The organism is uncultured Algibacter sp. (assembly GCF_963976535.1).
Taxonomy (GTDB): domain Bacteria; phylum Bacteroidota; class Bacteroidia; order Flavobacteriales; family Flavobacteriaceae; genus Algibacter_B.
Map to the genome: position 1 here is coordinate 53,242 of NZ_CAXBLF010000004.1, position 21,003 is coordinate 74,244.

At 31.0% G+C, this 21,003-nt stretch carries 18 protein-coding genes; 9 read left to right on the top strand and 9 right to left on the bottom strand.

The window, feature by feature from the left end; translation table 11 throughout:
• Window positions 1-4 precede the first annotated feature (4 nt).
• On the bottom strand, window positions 5-268 hold the full coding sequence (locus AAC024_RS02400; RefSeq protein ID WP_339893583.1) for a DUF4834 family protein: 264 nt from the start codon (window positions 266-268) through the stop codon (window positions 5-7).
• A 306-nt stretch (window positions 269-574) separates the two neighbouring features.
• Here AAC024_RS02400 and AAC024_RS02405 point away from each other — a divergent pair, with 306 nt between their 5' ends.
• Window positions 575-1,591: a transporter gene (locus tag AAC024_RS02405; protein WP_339893584.1), complete on the top strand. Its 1,017-nt coding sequence runs from the start codon at window positions 575-577 to the stop codon at window positions 1,589-1,591.
• Window positions 1,592-1,781: 190 nt separating this feature from the next.
• Window positions 1,782-2,903: a GTP cyclohydrolase gene (locus tag AAC024_RS02410; RefSeq protein WP_339893585.1), complete on the top strand. Its 1,122-nt coding sequence runs from the start codon at window positions 1,782-1,784 to the stop codon at window positions 2,901-2,903.
• Window positions 2,904-3,498: 595 nt separating this feature from the next.
• On the opposite strand, the gene AAC024_RS02415 is transcribed toward AAC024_RS02410, so the two are convergent.
• The 3 genes from AAC024_RS02415 to AAC024_RS02425 form a co-directional block, all read right to left on the bottom strand.
• Complete coding sequence (locus AAC024_RS02415) at window positions 3,499-4,758, bottom strand: aminotransferase class I/II-fold pyridoxal phosphate-dependent enzyme (RefSeq protein WP_339893586.1); 1,260 nt, start codon at window positions 4,756-4,758, stop codon at window positions 3,499-3,501.
• 447 nt (window positions 4,759-5,205) lie between these two features.
• A complete protein-coding gene (locus AAC024_RS02420) occupies window positions 5,206-6,246 on the bottom strand; it encodes a cysteine synthase family protein (RefSeq protein WP_339893587.1) in 1,041 nt (346 codons plus the stop codon).
• A 79-nt stretch (window positions 6,247-6,325) separates the two neighbouring features.
• Entirely contained in the window at window positions 6,326-8,386 is a 2,061-nt protein-coding gene (locus AAC024_RS02425) for a S9 family peptidase (RefSeq protein WP_339893588.1), read from the bottom strand.
• 86 nt (window positions 8,387-8,472) lie between these two features.
• Here AAC024_RS02425 and AAC024_RS02430 point away from each other — a divergent pair, with 86 nt between their 5' ends.
• The 3 genes from AAC024_RS02430 (at window position 8,473) to AAC024_RS02440 (ending at window position 11,552) form a co-directional block, all read left to right on the top strand.
• A complete protein-coding gene (locus tag AAC024_RS02430) occupies window positions 8,473-8,796 on the top strand; it encodes a YbaB/EbfC family nucleoid-associated protein (RefSeq protein WP_339893589.1) in 324 nt (107 codons plus the stop codon).
• A 279-nt stretch (window positions 8,797-9,075) separates the two neighbouring features.
• On the top strand, window positions 9,076-10,308 hold the full coding sequence (locus AAC024_RS02435) for a hypothetical protein (RefSeq protein ID WP_339893590.1): 1,233 nt from the start codon (window positions 9,076-9,078) through the stop codon (window positions 10,306-10,308).
• 458 nt (window positions 10,309-10,766) lie between these two features.
• A complete protein-coding gene (locus AAC024_RS02440) occupies window positions 10,767-11,552 on the top strand; it encodes a glycosyltransferase (RefSeq protein ID WP_339893591.1) in 786 nt (261 codons plus the stop codon).
• A gap of 37 nt (window positions 11,553-11,589) precedes the next feature.
• Here the strand turns inward: AAC024_RS02440 and AAC024_RS02445 are convergent, their stop codons facing one another.
• From AAC024_RS02445 to AAC024_RS02465, 5 genes are all read right to left on the bottom strand, one after another.
• Entirely contained in the window at window positions 11,590-12,258 is a 669-nt protein-coding gene (locus AAC024_RS02445) for an HAD family hydrolase (protein WP_339893592.1), read from the bottom strand.
• Window positions 12,251-13,213, bottom strand: a complete 963-nt coding sequence (locus AAC024_RS02450; RefSeq protein WP_339893593.1) for an ATP-grasp domain-containing protein — start codon at window positions 13,211-13,213, stop codon at window positions 12,251-12,253. Before AAC024_RS02450 ends, AAC024_RS02445 begins: the two co-directional genes overlap by 8 nt.
• A gap of 36 nt (window positions 13,214-13,249) precedes the next feature.
• Window positions 13,250-14,266 carry a glycosyltransferase gene (locus AAC024_RS02455; RefSeq protein ID WP_339893594.1) on the bottom strand — a complete coding sequence of 339 codons (1,017 nt, stop codon included), beginning with the start codon at window positions 14,264-14,266 and terminating at the stop codon, window positions 13,250-13,252.
• 76 nt (window positions 14,267-14,342) lie between these two features.
• Entirely contained in the window at window positions 14,343-15,365 is a 1,023-nt protein-coding gene (locus AAC024_RS02460) for a glycosyltransferase (protein ID WP_339893595.1), read from the bottom strand.
• 76 nt (window positions 15,366-15,441) lie between these two features.
• Complete coding sequence (locus AAC024_RS02465; RefSeq protein ID WP_339893596.1) at window positions 15,442-16,470, bottom strand: GntG family PLP-dependent aldolase; 1,029 nt, start codon at window positions 16,468-16,470, stop codon at window positions 15,442-15,444.
• A 221-nt stretch (window positions 16,471-16,691) separates the two neighbouring features.
• On the opposite strand from AAC024_RS02465, the gene AAC024_RS02470 reads away from it, so the two are divergent.
• The 4 genes from AAC024_RS02470 to arsC all read left to right on the top strand — a co-directional run bounded on the left by AAC024_RS02470 (window position 16,692) and on the right by arsC (window position 20,950).
• On the top strand, window positions 16,692-18,482 hold the full coding sequence (locus AAC024_RS02470; RefSeq protein ID WP_339893597.1) for a hypothetical protein: 1,791 nt from the start codon (window positions 16,692-16,694) through the stop codon (window positions 18,480-18,482).
• Between the two features lie 338 nt (window positions 18,483-18,820).
• A protein-coding gene (prfB, locus tag AAC024_RS02475; protein WP_339893598.1) for a peptide chain release factor 2 occupies window positions 18,821-19,931 on the top strand; the annotation gives its coding sequence in 2 pieces (ribosomal slippage) (window positions 18,821-18,883 and window positions 18,885-19,931; 1,110 coding nt in all).
• A gap of 57 nt (window positions 19,932-19,988) precedes the next feature.
• The gene (locus AAC024_RS02480) at window positions 19,989-20,609 is read left to right on the top strand and encodes an HAD family phosphatase (RefSeq protein ID WP_339893599.1); all 621 of its coding nucleotides are present in this window, start codon (window positions 19,989-19,991) and stop codon (window positions 20,607-20,609) included.
• Window positions 20,609-20,950 carry an arsenate reductase (glutaredoxin) gene (arsC, locus tag AAC024_RS02485; RefSeq protein ID WP_339893600.1) on the top strand — a complete coding sequence of 114 codons (342 nt, stop codon included), beginning with the start codon at window positions 20,609-20,611 and terminating at the stop codon, window positions 20,948-20,950. The genes AAC024_RS02480 and arsC overlap by 1 nt, the downstream gene beginning before the upstream one ends.
• Window positions 20,951-21,003 lie beyond the last annotated feature (53 nt).

A 21,003-nucleotide genomic window follows, 5' to 3' on the forward strand; every position in this document is an offset into this window, starting at 1 on the left:
ATGTTTATTCTACTTCTTCATAATCCACATACTCACCAACATCATTGTTAGATGTTTTAGTTTTAGGGATTTTTTCAATAGTTATTTCACCTTCCTTTTTTATAGGATCTTGCTTTTGCCCTTTTTGAAATTGACCAAACTGATCTCCAAATTTTTGCTCCGCTTTTTTGGCTGCATATTTAAGAAGAAAAGGTGCAAAAATCCTTGAAAGGATTTTAATTCCGTAATATACTAAGGCAATTATGATTATGGTTCTTAATAAACCCATTTTTAAAATTTTATTATAATATATAACAAAAATACAATTCTATCTGTTTAAAAAACGTTCAAGAATGATAAAAAAAGTATAAAATATCTATATACTCACTACAAATAGCTTTTCAGTTTTTATAGATGCTCTTTTTTCCTGTCTCAGCATTAAAATTTTAAATCGTAACGAAGTCTATGCTTGAAAATTTTGCTTTAATACAGAAAAAAATAACTATCTCTAAAATTCCCAAAACCTACTTCTATTGAGTATATTTGAAAAAGCCTTTAATACATTTTATTAAAGTGATAATGAAACTATATGATTATGAGCCCATTTAAATCTACACTGTTTTTCCTGTTTAGTTTAACTGCTACCCAAGCGTTTTGTCAATATACCGACGTTATTAACTCTAACAGACCAGGGGTTTCTAGAAGCGCCTTTTCCGTTGGAACTAATGTCGCACAACTAGAAATTGGCCCTTATAGCATTAAAGAAAAAAGAACGCCAGCAGCAGCTTATGAAGTTTCTGGATTTGGAATTGATTTTGCCGCGCGTTACGGGTTATTATTGGAGGAATTAGAGTTGAATATTGAAGGAACTTATCAGAATGATACTAAAACATTTGCTTCAAATTTTTCATCTGAAGATAAACGCGCTAATTTTAAGTTTTTGGCGATAGGTGCTAAATATTTAGTGTTTGATCCTTATAAAAATGCTGAAGAAGACAAACCTAATCTTTATAGCTGGAAAGCAAACCGACAGTTTAAATGGAAATCCTTAATCCCTGCTGTGTCAGTTTATTTGGGAGCAAATTATGACACCAAGCCAAACCCCTATACATTTTCAGGAATTGAGGGTTTTAGCCCTAAAGTAATGATTGCTACACAAAATAATTTTTCTGGAGGCTGGGTCTTTGTAATGAACTTAATTAAGGACAGAATAGGAACTGATCAATCTGATTTTCAATACATATTAACTTTAACACACTCTTTCAATCCAAAATGGGTTATTTTTGGCGAAACTCAAGGTATTAAAAGTGATTTTTATGCCGATAATCTTTTTAGATTTGGTGGCGCATATTTAATGGGGAAGGACTTACAGTTAGATACTGCAGTTACTTTTAACACAAAAGACACTCCATCTGTATTTAGTTTGAATTTTGGAGCGTCATACCGTTTAGATTTCCATAGAGATAAAGAATCTGATAATGGTACTTCTGCTGAAAATGAAGGAAAAAGAAGAGCTAATCGAAAAGGAAAAAATAAAAAGAGAAGTAATAAAGAAGATTCAGGTGAAAAAATTAGCAAACAAAAAAAGAAAGATATAGATTTTGATGAATAACCCATACCAGATGAATTTCAAAATGATTGGTAATAAATTAAAATTATATTTTCTTTAGATAAGATAGAAAATATAAGCATAGCCTTAGTTAAGGTTCTATTTTATATTGAAATATAAAGGAAATAGAAACTAATTTAATCAATTATTTTGAGGTTTATTTGGTATAAGCATCAACTCGCATCATTAAACTATGATAATACTCAAAGAAGTACAAACTAAAAAAGACTTAAAGGCTTTTGTAAAGTTTCCTTTTAAGCTATATGAAGATTCCAAATATTGGGTACCTCCTATTATAAGTCAAGAAATAAAGACTTTTAGTAAAAAACAAAATCCTGTTTTTAATGATGCTGATGCCAGATTATTTTTAGCTTATAAGAATGGTGATATCGTGGGAAGGATTGCGGCAATTGTGAATTGGCTCGAAGTAAAAGAGCAAAATCAAAAAAAGATGCGCTTTGGCTGGTTTGATTTTATTGATGATTTAGAAGTGTCGAAAACACTTTTAAACGAAGTTGAAAGCATTGGAAAAGCACACAATCTGGAATACACAGAAGGCCCTGTAGGATTTTCAAACTTAGACAAGGTTGGTGTTATGACAGAAGGTTTCGAGTCTATAGCACCTATGATAACGTGGTATAATCACGCTTACTATGTTAAACATTATGAAGCAGCTAATTACAAAGTAGAGAAATCGTATTCTGAAAGTAAGTTTCCTTTTGAAAATGTTAAGCCTGAATTCTTTCATAAAGCTCAAGAGCTCATCAAAAGGCGCTATCAATTAACACCATTAAAGCTCACTAAAACTGAGGAAGTTTTGCCTTATGCAGACAAGATGTTCGACTTGTTTAATGAAAGTTACGCGTCTTTATCTTCATTTGTAGCTATTAATGACGTTCAAAAAGAATACTTTAAAAAGAAGTTCATAAGTTTTGTAAACCCCGAGTACATTAAATTTGTAGTAGATAAAGATGACAACATGGTTGGGTTCGCCATTGTAATGCCCGCATTTGCTAAAGCTTTACAAAAAATGAATGGCAAACTATTTCCTTTTGGGTTCAAGCATATTATAAAAGCAAAAAAGCACAGTAAAGATGTTATCTTTTATTTGATAGGTATTCACCCCGATTACCAAAATAAAGGCGTTCACGCAGTTATATTTAACGAATACTACGAGACCTTTAAAGAAAAAGGAATTGAAACCTGCTTTAGAACACCAGAACTAGAAGATAACGAAGCCATTCATAAAATATGGAAACACTTTTTTCCTGAGGTTTATAAACGCAGAAAAACGTTTAGAAAAGATATTCGTTAAAAAGAAGATAGAACGCTTTCTCTAAAAGATTAAAATATCTATAAGCACATCTCAGTTTTCCGCTTTTTAAGGATGGATTACGGGAGGTGTTAAACCGTATCATTTCAAAATCATATTCCACCTAGTACGACACACCCCTTAATCCCCTCTTTTTAGAGGGGAAACTCATGCTCAATATTTTATGTTAAGTATTCGTTGTATTTATTTTTTTAAAAGCAACTGTTTCCCTCCTAATAAGGAGGTCCCGATAACTATCGGGATAAGGGAGGTGTAAAAAACTATACTTTCAATTTACAATGCTCTTATCTAATTGAGTCTTTGTTTAATCAAATATTTCTAAGAACTACGCTATAACTTACTCATGCCAAAAAAAAAACCCGATTCAAAATTGAATCGGGTTTTCTTTTTAATTATTTTTAGTCCATGATAAAAATTTAGAATAGAACTATAAACTACACGCACATAGCATATTATGGCTTTTCGCTACAAAGACCTCACAGGTTTTAAAAACCTGTGAGGTCTTTGTTGTCCTGACAATTTCGAGTAGTTTATTTCTCTAAATTAAATTTTGTTAAGTACTTATTTATTATATGCTTTATTCGCCCATTGCCGCTATTAAAGCTGCAGATAAGCGTTTATAAGTCCCGTTTACTAAACGATCTCTAATCGCATCAAAAGCATCTAAAGTTTCTGATACATCCTGTAAAGTATGTGTAGCTGTTGGAATTAATCTTAACAAAATTAACCCTTTAGGTATCACAGGGTAAACTACTATAGAACAGAAGATTCCGTAATTTTCACGTAAATCCCTTACTAATGCCATAGCTTCAGGAATACTTCCTTTTAAATAGACTGGTGTTACACAACTTTGTGTTGTACCAATATCAAATCCACGGGCTTTTAAACCGGATTGAAGTGCATTAACATTCTCCCATAATTTGTTTTTCAGTTCAGGCATTGTTTTAAGCATTTCTAAACGCTTACGTGCACCTACAACCAATTGCATTTGCAAAGATTTTGCAAACATCTGAGAACGTAAGTTATATTTTAAATAGTCAATTATCTCTTGATCCGCAGCAATAAAAGCTCCTGTGCTCGCTAAAGACTTAGCAAATGTTGCAAAATAGACATCAATATCATCTTGAACACCTTGTTCTTCTCCTGCTCCTGCTCCGGTAGCTCCTAAAGTTCCAAAACCATGAGCATCATCAACAAATAACCTGAAATTAAATTTCTTTTTAAGCGCTACAATTTCTTTTAAACGCCCTTGCTCTCCTCGCATTCCAAAAACACCTTCAGAAATCACTAAAATCCCTCCGCCTGTTTGTTCAGCCATTTTAGTAGCACGCTCTAAGTTTTTTTCTAAACTTTCAACATTATTGTGTTTATAAGTAAAACGTTTGCCCATGTGCAATCGAACACCATCAATAATACAAGCATGCGCATCAACATCATAAACAATTATATCGTTTTTAGAAACCAAAGCATCAATAGTAGAAACCATACCTTGATAACCGAAATTTAGAAGGTATGCCGCTTCTTTGCTAACAAAATCAGCTAATTCATTTTGGAGCTTTTCATGTAAATCTGTGTGACCAGACATCATTCTTGCTCCCATTGGATAAGCTGAACCATATTTAGCACCAGCCTCAGCATCTACTTTACGTACTTCTGGGTGATTTGCTAAACCTAAATAGTCATTAATACTCCATGTAATAACATCTTTCCCTTGAAATTTCATACGGTTTGAAATCTCTCCTTCTAACTTAGGAAATACAAAGTAACCTTCTGCTTGTGCTGCCCATTTGCCTAATGGTCCTTTGTCTTTATAAATTTTTTCGAATAAATCTTTCATTTAGTAAATCTTATTGCTATTAAAATTAAGACGTAACTACAACTAGATAATTGCTTTTTAATAGGGATGCAAACATTAAAATGTTTAAAAATTCAAGAAGCCTTTAGTTCTTAGTTAGTTGATGCAAAACTAAATATTTATATGCTTTGAACATAATTTTTAATGCTCAATTATTAATTATACCAAATAAACTTCAAAATGATGGGTTAAATTCGTTTCTATTTCCTTTATACCTGCCTGCCGGCAGGCGGGTTTCATTATAAAACAGACCCGTTCCCGATAGCTATCGGGATATTGCTATGCTTATATTTTCTATCTTATCTAAAGAAAATATAATTCAAATTTACCATCAATAATTTTAAAATTTAATTGGTGTTAAATGCTAAAAGAGATGAAATTTTGCTTATCCAACAAAATCACATCTCTTTTTATAGGTTAATATTTCTATTATTTTATGTATTGTATATTTTGCGCAGCAGCTTCATTAATACTATCAAAGAAACCTTGTTCGCTCATCCATTTATCACTGTAAACCTTACTCATATACCGAGCTCCATGATCAGGAAAAATAACTACTACATAATCATCTTTCTTAAATCGGCCCTCTTCACCTAATTGTATTAAAGCTTGTGTTACTGCCCCTGACGTATATCCAACAAACATACCTTCAGTTTTTGCAATTAATCTTGCAGTATGCGCACTATCTTCATCTGTAACTTTTACAAATTCATCTATAACATCAAAATCTGTGGCTGTAGGAATTAAATTTTTACCTAAACCTTCTATTCTATATGGATAAATTTCTTTTTCATCAAACTCTCTAGTTTCATGATATTTCTTGATAACAGAACCAAAGGCATCAACACCAATAACTTTAATGTTAGGGTTTTGTTCTTTTAAATATTTAGCTGTACCAGAAATAGTTCCTCCTGTTCCACTACACGCTAATAGATGTGTTATTTTACCAGCAGTTTGTTCCCAAATTTCTGGACCTGTAGATTTATAATGTGCATCAATATTTAATTGATTAAAATATTGATTGATATAGACTGAACCTTTAATCTCGCCATGTAAACGCTTAGCTACTTCATAATAAGATCTCGGATCGTCTGCACTAACGTGTGCAGGACAAACATAAACCTTAGCGCCCATTGTTTTTAGCATGTCTATTTTGTCTGGAGACGATTTAGAGCTTACCGCTAAAACACAATCATAGCCCTTAATAATACTTACCATAGCAATACTAAAACCTGTATTACCAGATGTAGTTTCTATAATAGTATCGCCAGGAGAAAGAATACCTTCCTTTTCAGCTTGTTCAATTATGTAAAGTGCTATTCTATCTTTAGATGAGTGCCCTGGGTTAAAAGATTCAACTTTTGCATAAAAGTCACCTTTAAACTTGGAAGCTATTTTATTAAGTTTAACAAGCGGTGTGTTGCCTACTAAATCTAATACATTATCAAATACTTGATTTTTGTGTTTCATATAAGCTTTTTATAAACTGCGTGTTTTCAAAAAACACAAATACAGTCTAAACCGCACAAAAATAAAACATTTTTTTTTATTAACCATGAATTCCTTCTAAATCTAGCAAAAACGCATATTCCAGAGCAACTTCTTTTAGACTTTCAAAACGACCAGAAGCTCCTCCATGCCCCGATTCCATATCAGTATGCAACAATAATTTATTAGAATCTGTTTTCATCTCTCTTAGTTTAGCTACCCATTTTGCTGGCTCCCAGTACTGTACCTGTGAATCATGCAAACCAGTGGTAACAAGCATATTTGGATAGTCTTTGGCCTCAACATTATCATAAGGTGAATAAGACTTCATGTAATTGTAATACTTTAATTCATTCGGATTTCCCCATTCATCATACTCACCTGTAGTTAGAGGTATGGTATCGTCAAGCATCGTTGTTACAACGTCTACAAAAGGAACCGCTGCCAACACGCCATGATAAAGTTCTGGATTCATATTAATGATTGCCCCCATTAACAAACCTCCTGCAGAACCACCATAAGCGTATAAATGCTGGTTTGATGTATATTTCTGATGAATTAAATACTTTGAGCAAGTAATAAAATCTGTAAACGTGTTCTTTTTAGCAAGAAGCTTTCCATGCTCATACCATTCACGCCCTAAATACTCACTACCTCTAACATGCGAAATGGCATAAATAAAACCTCTATCTAACAAACTTAAACGAATACTTGAAAACGAAGGGTCTATGGTTGAACCGTAAGATCCATAAGCATATTGGAGTAACGGATTAGAACCATCTAGCTTAATCCCCTTTTTGTAAACTAGCGATATTGGTATTTTAACACCGTCACTAGCTGTAGCCCAAATACGTTTAGATTCGTAATTTTCTTTTTTAAACTTTCCTCCTAAAACCTCTTGCTCTTTCTTAATTTCGCTCTGCTTTGTTTTTAGGTTATAATCAATTACAGAACTTGGATCCGTTAACGAATTATAACCATAACGTAACAAGTCACTCTCAAAATCTGGGTTATTACCAATATAAGTTGTATAGGTTTCAGAGTTAAAAGGCAAATAATAGTCTTCTTCTTTGTTCCAACTAATTATTCTAAGTTTATTGAGTCCGTTTTCACGCTCATTCACTACTAAATAATCTTTAAAAATTTCGATATCTTCAATCAAAACAGATTTTCTATGCGGAATAACATCCTGCCAGTTTTCTTTCCCTGTAGTGTTTTCACTGGTTTTTGAAATCTTAAAATTAGTAGCATCATCTTTATTAGAAATGATATAGAAACTATCATTATAATGGGCTAGATTATATTCTAAATCTTCTGTTCGTTCTTGAAAAATCTTAAAATCGCCATCTGGTGTGTCAGCATTTAAAAAACGATATTCAGAGGACAATGTACTTGAAGACCCGATAATTATATACTTTTTAGATTTTGTTTTATAAACAAACGTATTAAAAGTTTCATCAACTTCATAAAACACTTCAATATCAGTTTCAGGATCAGAATATAATTTATGTTTAAATATTTTATGAGAACGCAAGGTTACTTCATCCTTCATAGCATAAAATAAAGTGTTATTATCATTTGCCCAAGTAGCACTACCTGTTGTGTTTAAAATTTTATCTGAATAAATCTCACCAGTAATCAAATTCTTGATTTGAATAGTGTATTGACGTCTACTAACGGTATCCGTTGAAAATGCTGCTAATGTATTATCTGGACTTATGGAAATTCCCCCTAAATTAAAATATGCATGGTCTTTTGCCATTTTGTTGCAATCAAACAATATGTCCTCGTTGGCTTCCAACGTTTCCTTTTTCCGCACGTAAATTGGATAATCTTTTCCTACCTCATATTTAGTAAGGTACCAATACCCGTTTAGTTTATATGGCACAGAGGTGTCATCCTCTTTAATTCTACCTTTGATTTCTTCAAATAAATCCTTCTGAAACCCTTCTGTATGGAGCGTCATTTGCTTTGTGTACGCATTTTCGGCATTCAAATAAGCTATAACATCCGAATTATTTTTATCGTTTAACCAATAATAATTATCAATTCTTTTATCATTATGAATGGTTAATTCTTTTGGTACTTTTTTAGCTAGAGGAACTTGAATAGTTGTTTTCAATGAGGGTGTTTTTATTCTTAAAAAATTAAGCTTTCAAAAATAGAAAAATTAAATAGCTTTGTGAACTAATAATTAATTTAAAAACTATGTTTGGAGATATGATGAATATGATGGGTAAACTTAAAGAAACCCAGAAGAAAGTGGAAGAAACGAAAAAACGCTTAGATACCGTTCTAGTTGATACATCAAGCAATGATGATAAACTTAAAATTACGTTGACAGCCAATAGAACAATTAAGTCTATAGAAATTGATGACGAATTACTTAAAGATAAAGAACAACTTGAAGATTACTTAATCCTTACTTTAAATAAAGCTATAGAAAAAGCCACAAAAGTTAACGAAACCGAATTGGCAGCAGTAGCAAAAGATGGTATGCCTAGTATTCCAGGAATGGATTTGTTTAAATAACAACAACTCCTTATGATATAATCAAATAAAAATTAGTTTTAGTGAAAATTTGCTAAGTGTAAATCATAATATATTATCAAATTGATAATTATATGATTTCTATACCGAGTTCATGTATTTCAATTTTTATATTTTAACCTTTTAAATGTAAATAAAACCGACAAAATGTAATCATAAATTCAGATATCTAATAGTTTGGTATTTTGTCTAAAAAAACCGCTACCAATATACTCGTCTCATATATTTGTTAGTGTAAATTGTAAAAAACTATTAAATATTATGAAACACATTACTAAACTTTTATTATTAGCGATACTTGTTGTATTTGCTTCGTGTCAAAATGAGACACTAAATGAGGGAGCTTCTTCAATAGTTGAAGATGAAGCGGCATTAGAAAACGAAATTTTAGTTTCTGATGGCGAAGAAGACGAAACATTCGTTTTAAATGAAGACAGTGAAGTCATGCCTACTCGTGAGCTTTCTTTTTCTATGTCTAGTAACTTATCAAATGGTTCTGCTGAAGTGGTTCAGGAGTATACCGTTATTGATGCAGATAGAGACCCTTTCGGTGCTAATCAACCAGCAGCTAACTTTTGGTGGCCAGAAACTTCAAGTAGTTATTTTTCTGGTTATTTTTCTTCAAGTGAGGAACATAAATTAACTTACACAGAGTACAATAATGGAACTGCCAATATTAAAGGCACTACGGTTAGGGGAACTTGTGTTGTAGAAGTTAATGTTTGGCTAAAGGATAAAAAATCTTGGAGCGAGTGGAATGCTATAGGTGGAGAACATAAAAGTGAAGGTACTGCAGGTCTTGCTGCAAATAAAGAAGATTTAAACTATTACGTTATTGACTCCGAAAGAAGTGTAATAACTGCAAATGGAGGAGATTGTTTAGAAGAAGGTACTTTTGGAGCTGAACAAAGACCTGATCCAAATGATTTAAATACACCTAACTACGGTGCTCATGTTGGTCCAGGAGGTGCAAATCTTGACTCTAATATTGGTGCTGACGGAATTAGTACTTGGGGATGGTTAACTAAAAATGGGCAACGTACTCAATGGATTTTTGATTTCAATTTCGTTATTGAACCAAAAGAAGTGCCTTGTAGTGATTGTGAAGGAAAAGTTACTGAACTAGAATTAGAATTCGACTGGCATTACGCTAAAAGAGTAAAAATTTACCAAAAGAAGGAGAACACATGTTACGGTGTTAAAATCTTTGATAAAGTTTTACAACCTGGTGAGAAGTTCACAATTGATGGTGCCAACCAAGATGGTTCAATAGGTAAATATGCATACATCTATATCAATGGATGTTATTACACTAAAATTAAAACCAATTGTTATATTAAAATTGGTCCTGGATATACTAAAGGTGTATTTAATGTAGTAAGTGGAACTAGTTCAGAAGGTGGAGAACTTTGTGAATATGTTAAGCCAGATTATAATAAATGTTACAGACACTGGAGTTGTAGATACTATAGCCGTTGTAGATATGGTTACTAAAAAATCAAGTTAACTTAATAAAGCATATTAACAGAAAGGTTGTCTTTAAATTTAAGGGCAACCTTTTCTGGTTAAAATTTTCGAAGTAATTCTTATTTTTAAGAATGTTTAGAAAATTAGTTTTGAAAGTTTGGGTAATACTCCTATCCTGTTGACTAGTATAACAACAGAACATTCTTAGTAATTAGTCATATTAATAATAACCTTAACACATAACGCATGCTGATTAGAACTTTTAATTGATTAAAGTAAAGCATTCTTTTTGACTGTATAATCGATAGTTCTTTTATTGAACTGCAAGATACAGAGAGGTATCCATAATATACACACAAAACCTTAACCTAGTATCTCTGTCTTTTACAAAGGTTTTAATTTGGACAAGTACCGCCTTGTTTGTATTTTAGTTTTGTTAAACAATAGCTAAAATGTACTTTACTTATTAAAAAATTAGCAAAATTATGATTCCAAAAATTATTCATTTTTGTTGGTTAAGTAATGAAGAATATCCTAAAACTATTAAAAAATGTATTTCTTCATGGAAAAACAAACTACCAGATTACGAATTTATCCTATGGGATACTAAGAAATTTGACATAAACTCAACACTCTGGACCAATCAGGCTTACGAAGCCAAAAAATATGCTTTTGTAGCGGATTATATTAGATTCTATGCTGTTTACAAATATGGCGGTATATATCTAGATATGGATGTTGAAGTCTTAAAAAAATTTGACGCCCTTCTAAATTTACCATATTTTATTGGAAGTCAATTCGATAATCTTATTGAAGCGGCTATTTTTGGTGCTGAAAAGAAAACTGATTGGGTTTTAGATTGTTTGAAATATTATGAGGATCGATCTTTTATTAAAGAAGATGGTCATTTAGATCTATTGGTTTTACCAGTAATTATGCAATTGCAAATCAAACAAGCTCGAAAGATAATATTGCTTAAGCCTAATGACATAAATAACATTTCCGAATTAATAGTGAATAGAAATTTATTTTTCTTATTTTCTTCAGAATACTTTAGTCCAAAAAACCATCAGACAGGAAAAGTATTGGTATCAAGAAAAACGTATACGATTCATCATTATAATAATTCTTGGCTGCCTTTTATATCTAAAATTCGCTTAAAACTTGTAAAGTTTATTGGAGTTAACAATACTGAAAAAATTATTAATTCGTTAAGTTTAAGAAAAGTTACTACTAAATTAAAAAGAAAAACCACCTTAAAAAAGACTTAACTGTCCTTTTGTTTTTTATAAATCACAATAAATTCACTTATTTTATAATAACCTTAATTTCATAAAAATTAGAAACTGTATATTTGGCATAATAGTACTTATTCTCTAAATCAATATTTTGATTGTGAATATTTAGTCCATTATCTTTTAAACAGATGGTGATCCAACCAAGTTTGTTTGGTGAAATGAAATCTTTTTTTAAATTGTCTCCAATGTAATAATATTGAGAACTCCCAAATACATCTTCAAAATATTTATAGTTATCAACACAAGGTTTTTTGCTTCCAAATTCTTCAGATACAATGATTTTAGAAAAATATTTTTCTAAGTTCAAAGCTTCAATTTTATTACGCTGTTGCACACTTCTACCATCAGTTAACAAACCAAGTGGTATTTTCTTTTTCTTTAGTATTTCTAGTACTTCAACAACATCAGGTGATAATTTAATATTTGGTTTATGATTTCTATAAACTACTAATAGATTATCAGTTGTTAAAGATGTCTTGTAAATACTCAATATACCTTCAAAAACATTTTGTTTTAAATTATATAATTCCACCATTTTTTCAAAAATAGTATTTTTATCTTCTGGAACTTCTAAAGAAATACTATGGGCTATACTAGAAAAGGCAGATTTTAAGAAATCTATTTCCTTGTATAATGTGTCATCTAAATCAAATACGACAACTATTGATGGGTTAGTCATTATGAATTAAAATTTCGTCATCATATCGAAGCATCAATAAATTATTTTCCCATTCGTCAAAATATTCAATTTCTTGATTAAGTAAATATTCTTCTATGATCCATTTCGGGTAGTTCCCTCCAGCAAGATAAGAAAGAGGAAAACCGCCTCCAAACCTAGGGTTAATTTCAATAGCAACAATTGTAGCTGTTTTTTCATTGAAAAATACCTGAAGTGTTATACAACCTTTAGCTCCATCAATTTTGGAGAATTTTTTTTCTACAAACGCTTTCACATCGTTTTTACAGGTAATTGCTTTTGAGACTTCTCCACCTCTTACCTCTAATCTTTTTCTTGGAATTACACATTTTAAGTTACTTTTTTGATCATAATATAAATCACATGTGTATTCATCATAAATATCATGATCTAAATACTCAAAAAATTGTAAATAATCATTTTCAAAATGATACGCCGAAAATTGATTTTCATTCCTTATTATAAAATTTTCTTTCCCTCCACTTCCAAAAACTGGTTTTATAAACAATGGGAGTTTGTAATTGTTCTTATTTAATATTTGAGCTGTTTTAACATTAAGAGAATCAAAAAAGCTTTTTGTTTTTATTTTGTTAATGGAAATCTCAATAAAATCAACGTCAGATAAAACTATAGAAACTCCTTTTTTAAAAAATTCTTGTCTATTTTTAGCTAAAACTGTAAGCTCTGTATCTATAGTAGGCACAATTAGTTTAATATTGTTTACTAAACATATTTTTAATAATAATTCAATATAGTTATCATCATCAATTTTACATGTTTTAAATGCTCTATCTACAATTTGTGCCGCCGATGATAGGTTAGGCTGAAAGTCAGATACGTATACACTTCCTTTAGGATTAATCTTAAAATATTCTTTTTTGAAGGCCCTCACTAAAGAGACTCTTCTTCCTACTGAAGTTATCAAAATATTACTCATTAATTTTTGTTTTAACAGGGGCTTTTTATTGAAAAATTATAACCTTTTTAAAATTGGATTAAAAATTATAAATATAAGATAGAAAACAGGTTTAATATTAAATAATTTAACTAATATAGCATAACTAGTTTTATTATAATCTTCACTAATAAATGAATTAAGCGGGTAAGCACTGACTTTTTTTAAATTGTTTAATGTTGATTTTATTTCTTTTAAAGTAATTGTTGATTTCAGCATTCTTATCATCATAAAAAACACAAACGACTGCTGTCTAGTTATTAATCGTTTTATACATAAGTTTCCTTTCGGGCTTAATGTATCGATACTTCCAATAATGGATTTAAATACTTCTGCCGCATTTGCATTATCTCTAATCACTCTCAAATAATGACTAGGTTCTTTATTTGTCATTGCAGATTGAGGAGTTACTGCATGTCTATGCACATCTATGGACACATTAGAAACTCTTTCTGCTTTAACAAATATTTCAGCTGTAAAAATAGCATCTTCCATCCATCTACCTTCGATAAACTTGAAGCCTAATTTTTTTAAAAAATCTCTTTTAATGAAATACCACCAGACTTCATTTTTGTAATAGTTATTTGCTATATACTCTATACCTGTTACAATTTTTATGTTTAATCCTTCTTTTTCCTTTGTTTTAGATTCTAACATATCTGGACTTAATGTTTTTTCTGACAAAAATGTTAAAATATCTAAGTCATTTCTTTCAGAATAATCAAGTAACAATAGAAGTGAATTCTTAGCTATATAATCATCAGGATCAATAAAGTAAATATATTTTCCTTTAGCCAAACTAATTCCTTTATTTCGAGCACTTCCAACACCTCTATTAATTTGTGTAATTACTTTAAGATTGGCATACTTTATAGCATATTTTTTAGCTATGTCAACACTATTATCCCTAGAGCCATCATTAACTACTAGTATCTCATAATCATTTTCAGCTAAATCTTGATTAACTAAACTATCAAGGCATCTTGCGATGTATTTCTCTACGTTATATACAGGAATGATGATACTTAATTTCATAGTTTCAATACTTTATAAAATACATAGATGCAAGAAGACAGCTTTATATAAACAACTTAATGTTAAAGCGTAATTCTCAAGGAAGCTTTATTAATTTAAATTTATAAAGAAATCGTATAGGATAAAGTATACTATAAAACAAAAACCTATGATTAAAAATATAAACAATTGACTTATAAAGTCTTGCCTCAATAAAGTATGATATGGGATAAGCTTTAATTTTTTTCAATTCATCCAAAATTGGATTAATCTTTTTTATAGAAATGCTTCCTTTCAAAAATCGGAAAAATAAAAAATACACATTTACATCTCTAAAATATTTTATTTTTTTAATTACTCTAAACAATTCTGGGTCATTTTTTTTGGACACCTCATTAATAATGGAATTATAACTATTTGTCACATCTAAATAGCTATCCACCATTTTTTCTAAATGTATAGAATCATCACTATTCATAATAGAAGTTGGCACTTTTACATACCTATGTACATCGTCATTTAAAACAACAACTTTTTTTGCTAAGTAAAATAATTTAAGGGTAAAAGGTCCATCCTCCAATGGATTGCTTTTTTCAAAACTAATATTGCTAGAAATAATAAATTCTCGCTTTACAATATACCACCAAACGGTAATATTATGAAATTTAGTATTTGACAAAAAATCAATACCACTGCAAACTTCAAAATTCCCAAATTTGCTTTCTGATTGAGAATTAACCAAATCGAGTCGAGACGTATTAAGAGATTCAAACCCCAAAATATCGAGACTATTATTAAAAGCAATTTTTAATAATCTACTTAAAGAATCATGCACTATATAGTCATCAGCATCTATATTATAAATATAATCCCCTTTAGCTAGCTTTAATAATTTATTTCTTGTTGGATACAGTCCTATATTATCTTGAGTAAACAAAAATATATTTTTATTTGTTTCAACATAATTATTCATAATTTGAAAAGAATTATCAGTAGAACCATCATCAATTACAATAATTTCATATTCATCTTCTACTAAATCTTGATTCAATAAACTGTCTATACAATTACTTATATAATTTTCAGCATTATACATAGGTATTAATATACTTAACTTCATATTAAAAATTGAAATTTCAAATCAAAAATATACGTATTATGAAGAACTGATAAATTTACTCGTTGATATGTATAATTTAGACTACAAAATCATAAGTCCTCAATTCATTAATTAATTTTTCATGCATAATATCTGTATAATCTAAATGAGTTACCATTCTAAGCTTCCCGCTTCCCATACTAATTATATGTATATTATTTTTGGTTAATTTTTGTACAAAATCTTTCTCATCAACATCATCATTTAGTTCAAAAATAATAATATTAGTCTCAATAGGTTCAACAATTTTAACAATAGATAGTTTGGTTAACTCCTTTCCTATTTCTATTGCTTTTTTATGATCTTCTTTTAACCTATCAATATTATTTTCTAAAGCATACAAACCAGCTGCAGCTAAATAACCTGCTTGCCTCATATTCCCTCCAAATATCTTTCTAATTCTTATTGCATCGTTCATTATTTCAGAATTTCCTACTAAAACGGAGCCAACAGGACACCCCATGCCTTTACTTAAACATACCGAAATGGTATCAAAAATCTCACCATATTGCTTAGTGTTTTCATTTTTAACTACTAACGCATTCCATAAACGTGCACCATCTAAATGAAAACCTAAATTATTATTTTCACAAACAGCTTTTATTTTCTTTATCTCATCAAAATCCCAACATGCACCACCACCTTTATTTGTAGTATTTTCAATCTCAACCAAACTTGTTTTGCTATAATAATAAGCATCTGGATTTATTGCTTCTTCAACTTGTTTTGCTGTAAACATACCTCGGTTGCCATCAATTAATTTACAAGAAATTCCACTATTAAAAGATGCACCTCCAGACTCATAATTATATATATGTGCGTATTTATCACAAATTACTTGATCTCCTGGGTTTGTATGCAGCTTCAAAGCCGTTTGATTTGCCATTGTTCCACTTGGAAAAAATAATGCCTGCTCTTTTCCAAACATTTTTGCGACTTTACTTTCCAATGTATTAACTGTTGGATCTTCTCTAAATACATCGTCACCAACTTTGGCTTGCATCATAGCATCCAACATGGCTTTTGAAGGTTTTGTAACTGTGTCACTTCTAAGGTCTATATTCATAACATTTATACCATTTTTGCAATTAACTTATTAATTTCAGTTTATAAATAAGCCAAAAATACCATTTAACGAAAATAATTGTTTTGCATCTATTCATCGAATTTATTAATGATTTAAGCTAAAAACATGATATTTATTTTCTTACTTTCTTTATATTTATAGAGGATATTACTAAATACCAACCGGTTAATGCTATTAACAAAATATAAACATTTAAAATTATGAAAAAAAGTATTTTAACGCTTGTAGGGATTTGTTTTTTAATCTTCTCTTGCCAAAATGAAATTATTGAAATACAAGAAGAATCTGTTTTCTCTGCTTCAATATCGAGCTCACAACAGTCGTCTTACGTAGAATGTGTTGTAATAGATGCTGATCGTGCCTGTTTTAATCAACCTGCTTCAAATTTTTGGTGGCCGGTAAACCCTGAAACTGATTATAATGACTATTATTTTTCTTCTACTGTAGATAATAAATTGTCTTTCACAGAATACGATAATGGTACAGCTAATATAAAAGGATCAACAGTCAGAGGAACATGTATCGTTGTAGTTGATGTTTGGTTAAAAGATAAAAAAGATTGGAATGCTTGGGATGCTTCAGGTGGAACAATTAAAGCAGAAGGTTGTGATCCTGATGCACTTGTTAAAGAAGATCTTCGTTTTTATGTTATAGATTCTTCTAAAAGTACTATTTCAGCATCCGGAGATTGTGGTGTAGGTAGAACAGGGGAGTTTGGTGTAGAACAAAGACCTGATCCTGCAAATGCTACCGATGGAGATCCTAGCACACTTCATTTAGGTGCCATAGTTGGTCCAGGAGCTGCTCTTTTCGATAGTAGCAGTATTAATTCTGATGGGTTAGCCACTTGGGGATGGTTAACTGATAAAACTACTGGTGAGCGTCTTCATTCAATCGATTTTAATTTCAATTTTGAGTGTACAGAAGTTGAATGTGATGAATGTGAAGGTAAAGTTACCGACTTAACATTACAATATAATGGTACTGAAAAGGCTAATATTAAAGTTAAAACTAAAAAAGAAGGTGAAGACGGTAGTAAAGTTGTTTTTGAAGGAATGGTTGAAGCAGGTGCTGAATTTACTTTTTCTGGTAACGATAAAAAAGGCACTTTAGGTACTGAAATCAAAATTTATGTAAATGGTGATGAAAACACTAAAATTCACACAAGTTGTTCAAAACCAATTGGTCCTGGATTAATTAGTGGAGACTTTGAAGTTATGAGTGGATCAAGTAGAGAAGGTGGTTATTTATGTCCAGTAGACACACCTCTAGGTGGTGACTGTGGAGAATGTGAAGGAAAAATTACAGACTTAGAATTACAATATAATGGTGATGCGGTAGCAGATATTGTAGTTAAAACCAAAGGAAAAGGTAAGAACAAGGAAGGTGCTGTTGTATTTGATGGAACTGTAATGCCAGGTGAATCCTTTAGCTTTACAGGTAACGATAAAAAAGGAACTTTAGGAACGGAAATAACTATTTATGTAGATGGTAATGTAAACACTAAAATACATACAAGTTGTTCAAAACCTATTGGTCCTGGATTAATTAGTGGAAGCTTTGAAGTTATAAGCGGATCAAGTCGTGAAGGTGGTGAGTTATGTCCAGTAGATGTTCCACCAACAGGAGGTGAAGATGATGATTGTAGTGAATGTGATGGTAAAATCACAAGATTGGATTTACAATATAATGGTAATATTGGTGCGAATATTAAAGTTGTTCAAAAGAAAGATGGAATAGTTGTTTTTTCTGGAAATGTTAATGCTGGTGAAACATTCACGTTTTCTGGTGAAGATAAAAAAGGAACTTTAGGAACGGAAATCATTATTTACATTAACGATACTGAGTCACAAAGAATACATACAAGTTGTTCTGTCTATATTGGTGCAGGAGTTGTGTTTGGAGATTTCACTGTTTTAGGTGGTGCAAGTCGTAATGGTGGTGAGTTATGTCCAGCTGATGTCCCAGCAGCAGCAAGTGGTGGGCATTAAGCCTGTGATTGGAAAATTGAAATTATAGAATATATAAAAAAGAGGCTGTCTGAAAAGTCAATTTTGGAGTAAATTGTCACATTGAGCGCAGTCGAAATGCATTGGAAATCAAGATTATAACGTTTTCGACTGCGCTCAAACTGACAACTCGAAAAACTTTTCAGACAGCCTCTTTTTTATATTCAAATTCCCTTTAGGTATATAAATTTTAGAATTTTATTTTTACCTTAAACTTTAATTTATGATTATGAAACAATTACTTTTAATATGTAAAATTCTATAATTAAATCTTTTTTGAAGCTTTTTTAAAACCTATTTTTGTTCAAAACAAATAACCTATGATTACATCAGATCAAATTAAAGATCTAAACACCCGCCTCGACAAACTTAGGCACTATCTTTGACATAGATGCCAAACTTATAGAAATACAAAACGAAGAAGAACAAACCTTCGATCCCAATTTCTGGAACGACCCAAAAACTGCCGAGGCTATTATGAAATCGCTTCGAGTTAAGAAAAAATGGGTGCAAGATTATAAAGACTTAAAAACTCTAATTGAAGACCTTGAAGTTATTTATGAATTCTTTAAGGAAGGGGAATCTACTGTTGAAGATTTAGAAAATCGATATAATAAAGCGTCAATTCTACTAGAAGATATTGAATTTAGAAATATGCTTTCTGAAGAAGGTGATAGCTTAAGTGCGGTATTGCAAATTACCGCAGGCGCCGGAGGTACAGAGAGTTGTGACTGGGCTAGTATGCTGATGCGCATGTACTTAATGTATGCAGAAAAAAGCGGCTTTAAAGTGAAGGAATTAAACTTTCAAGAAGGTGATGTTGCAGGCATTAAAACAGTAACTTTAGAGATTCAAGGCGATTTTGCCTTTGGTTGGTTAAAAGGAGAAAACGGCGTGCACCGCTTAGTGCGCATTTCGCCTTTTGATAGTAATGCAAAACGCCATACAAGTTTTGCTTCCGTTTATGTTTATCCTCTTGTGGACGACAGCATAGAAATTGAAATAAACCCAGCCGATATTGAAATTACTACAGCGCGCTCTAGTGGCGCCGGAGGACAAAATGTTAACAAAGTTGAAACTAAAGTTCAATTAACTCATAAACCTTCAGGAATTCAAATTTCATGCTCAGAAACCCGTTCTCAGCACGATAACAGATCTAGAGCTATGCAAATGCTAAAGTCGCAATTGTATGAAATTGAACTTCAGAAACAATTATCCCAACGTGAAGATATTGAAGCTGGTAAAATGAAAATTGAATGGGGAAGCCAGATTAGAAACTATGTGATGCATCCTTATAAATTAGTGAAAGATGTTAGAACAGCTCATGAAACAGGTAATGTTGATGCAGTTATGGATGGAAATATAGATGAGTTTTTAAAATCATATTTAATGGCCATGGGGCAAAAAGAAGAAGATACATCAACACTTTAATAAATTGAAATTGAAACTTAAAAAAAGACCCTCCTTAGGAGGGATTTAGGGAGCATTATGAAAAACAAAATAGATACGATAATATTCGACCTTGGAGGTGTGCTAATTGATTGGAATCCAGAATATGTTTTTTTAGATGTTTTCAATGGAGATCGAGAAAAAATGCAATGGTTTTTTGATACTATTTGTACGAGTAATTGGAACGAAAATCAAGATGCTGGTTACCCTATGGTTCAAGCAACAGAAGAGAGAGTTGCTCTTTTTCCTGAATATGAAAAAGAAATACGAATGTTTTATGGCAGATGGGTTGAAATGTTAGGAGATGCCATTACCGGAACCGTTGATATTCTAAAAAAGTTTATTGATTCAAAAGATTACAAAATTGTAGCATTAACTAATTGGAGTGCAGAAACCTTCCCTATTGCTTTAGAGCGTTTTGAGTTTTTACAATGGTTTGAAGGTATTATAGTTTCAGGTGAAGAAAAAACAAGAAAGCCTTTTGATGCTATTTATAACCTAACACTAGAACGTTTTAATATCAAAGCTGAAAATGCTATTTTTATTGATGACAATCTTAAAAATATTGAAACTGCTAATAATTTGGGTATTAACGGTATTCGTTTTCAATCTCCAGAACAACTCCTCATCCAATTAAAAACCTTTAATATTAATTTATAATGATTAAAATATACCATAATAATCGATGTTCTAAATCTAGATGCGGACTAGAAATTTTAGAAAAATCTGGTAAAGATTTTGAAGTTGTTAAGTATCTTGAAAATGTACCTACTGCTAAAGATTTAAAAAACATCATAAAGTTATTAAGAATAAAACCAATTGATTTAGTTAGAAAAAATGAATCCATTTGGAAAGACAACTTCAAAAATAAAGATTTAAATGATGCCGAAATCATTACTGCTATGATTGAAAACCCCAAGCTTATAGAGCGTCCAATTGTCATTAATGGAAATAAAGCCGTAATAGGTAGACCTCCTGAGTTAATACTAGATATTATCTAGCTTTCACCCATTTTCAATTAACAAAATTTTAACCATTTGGTATTAAACGTTAA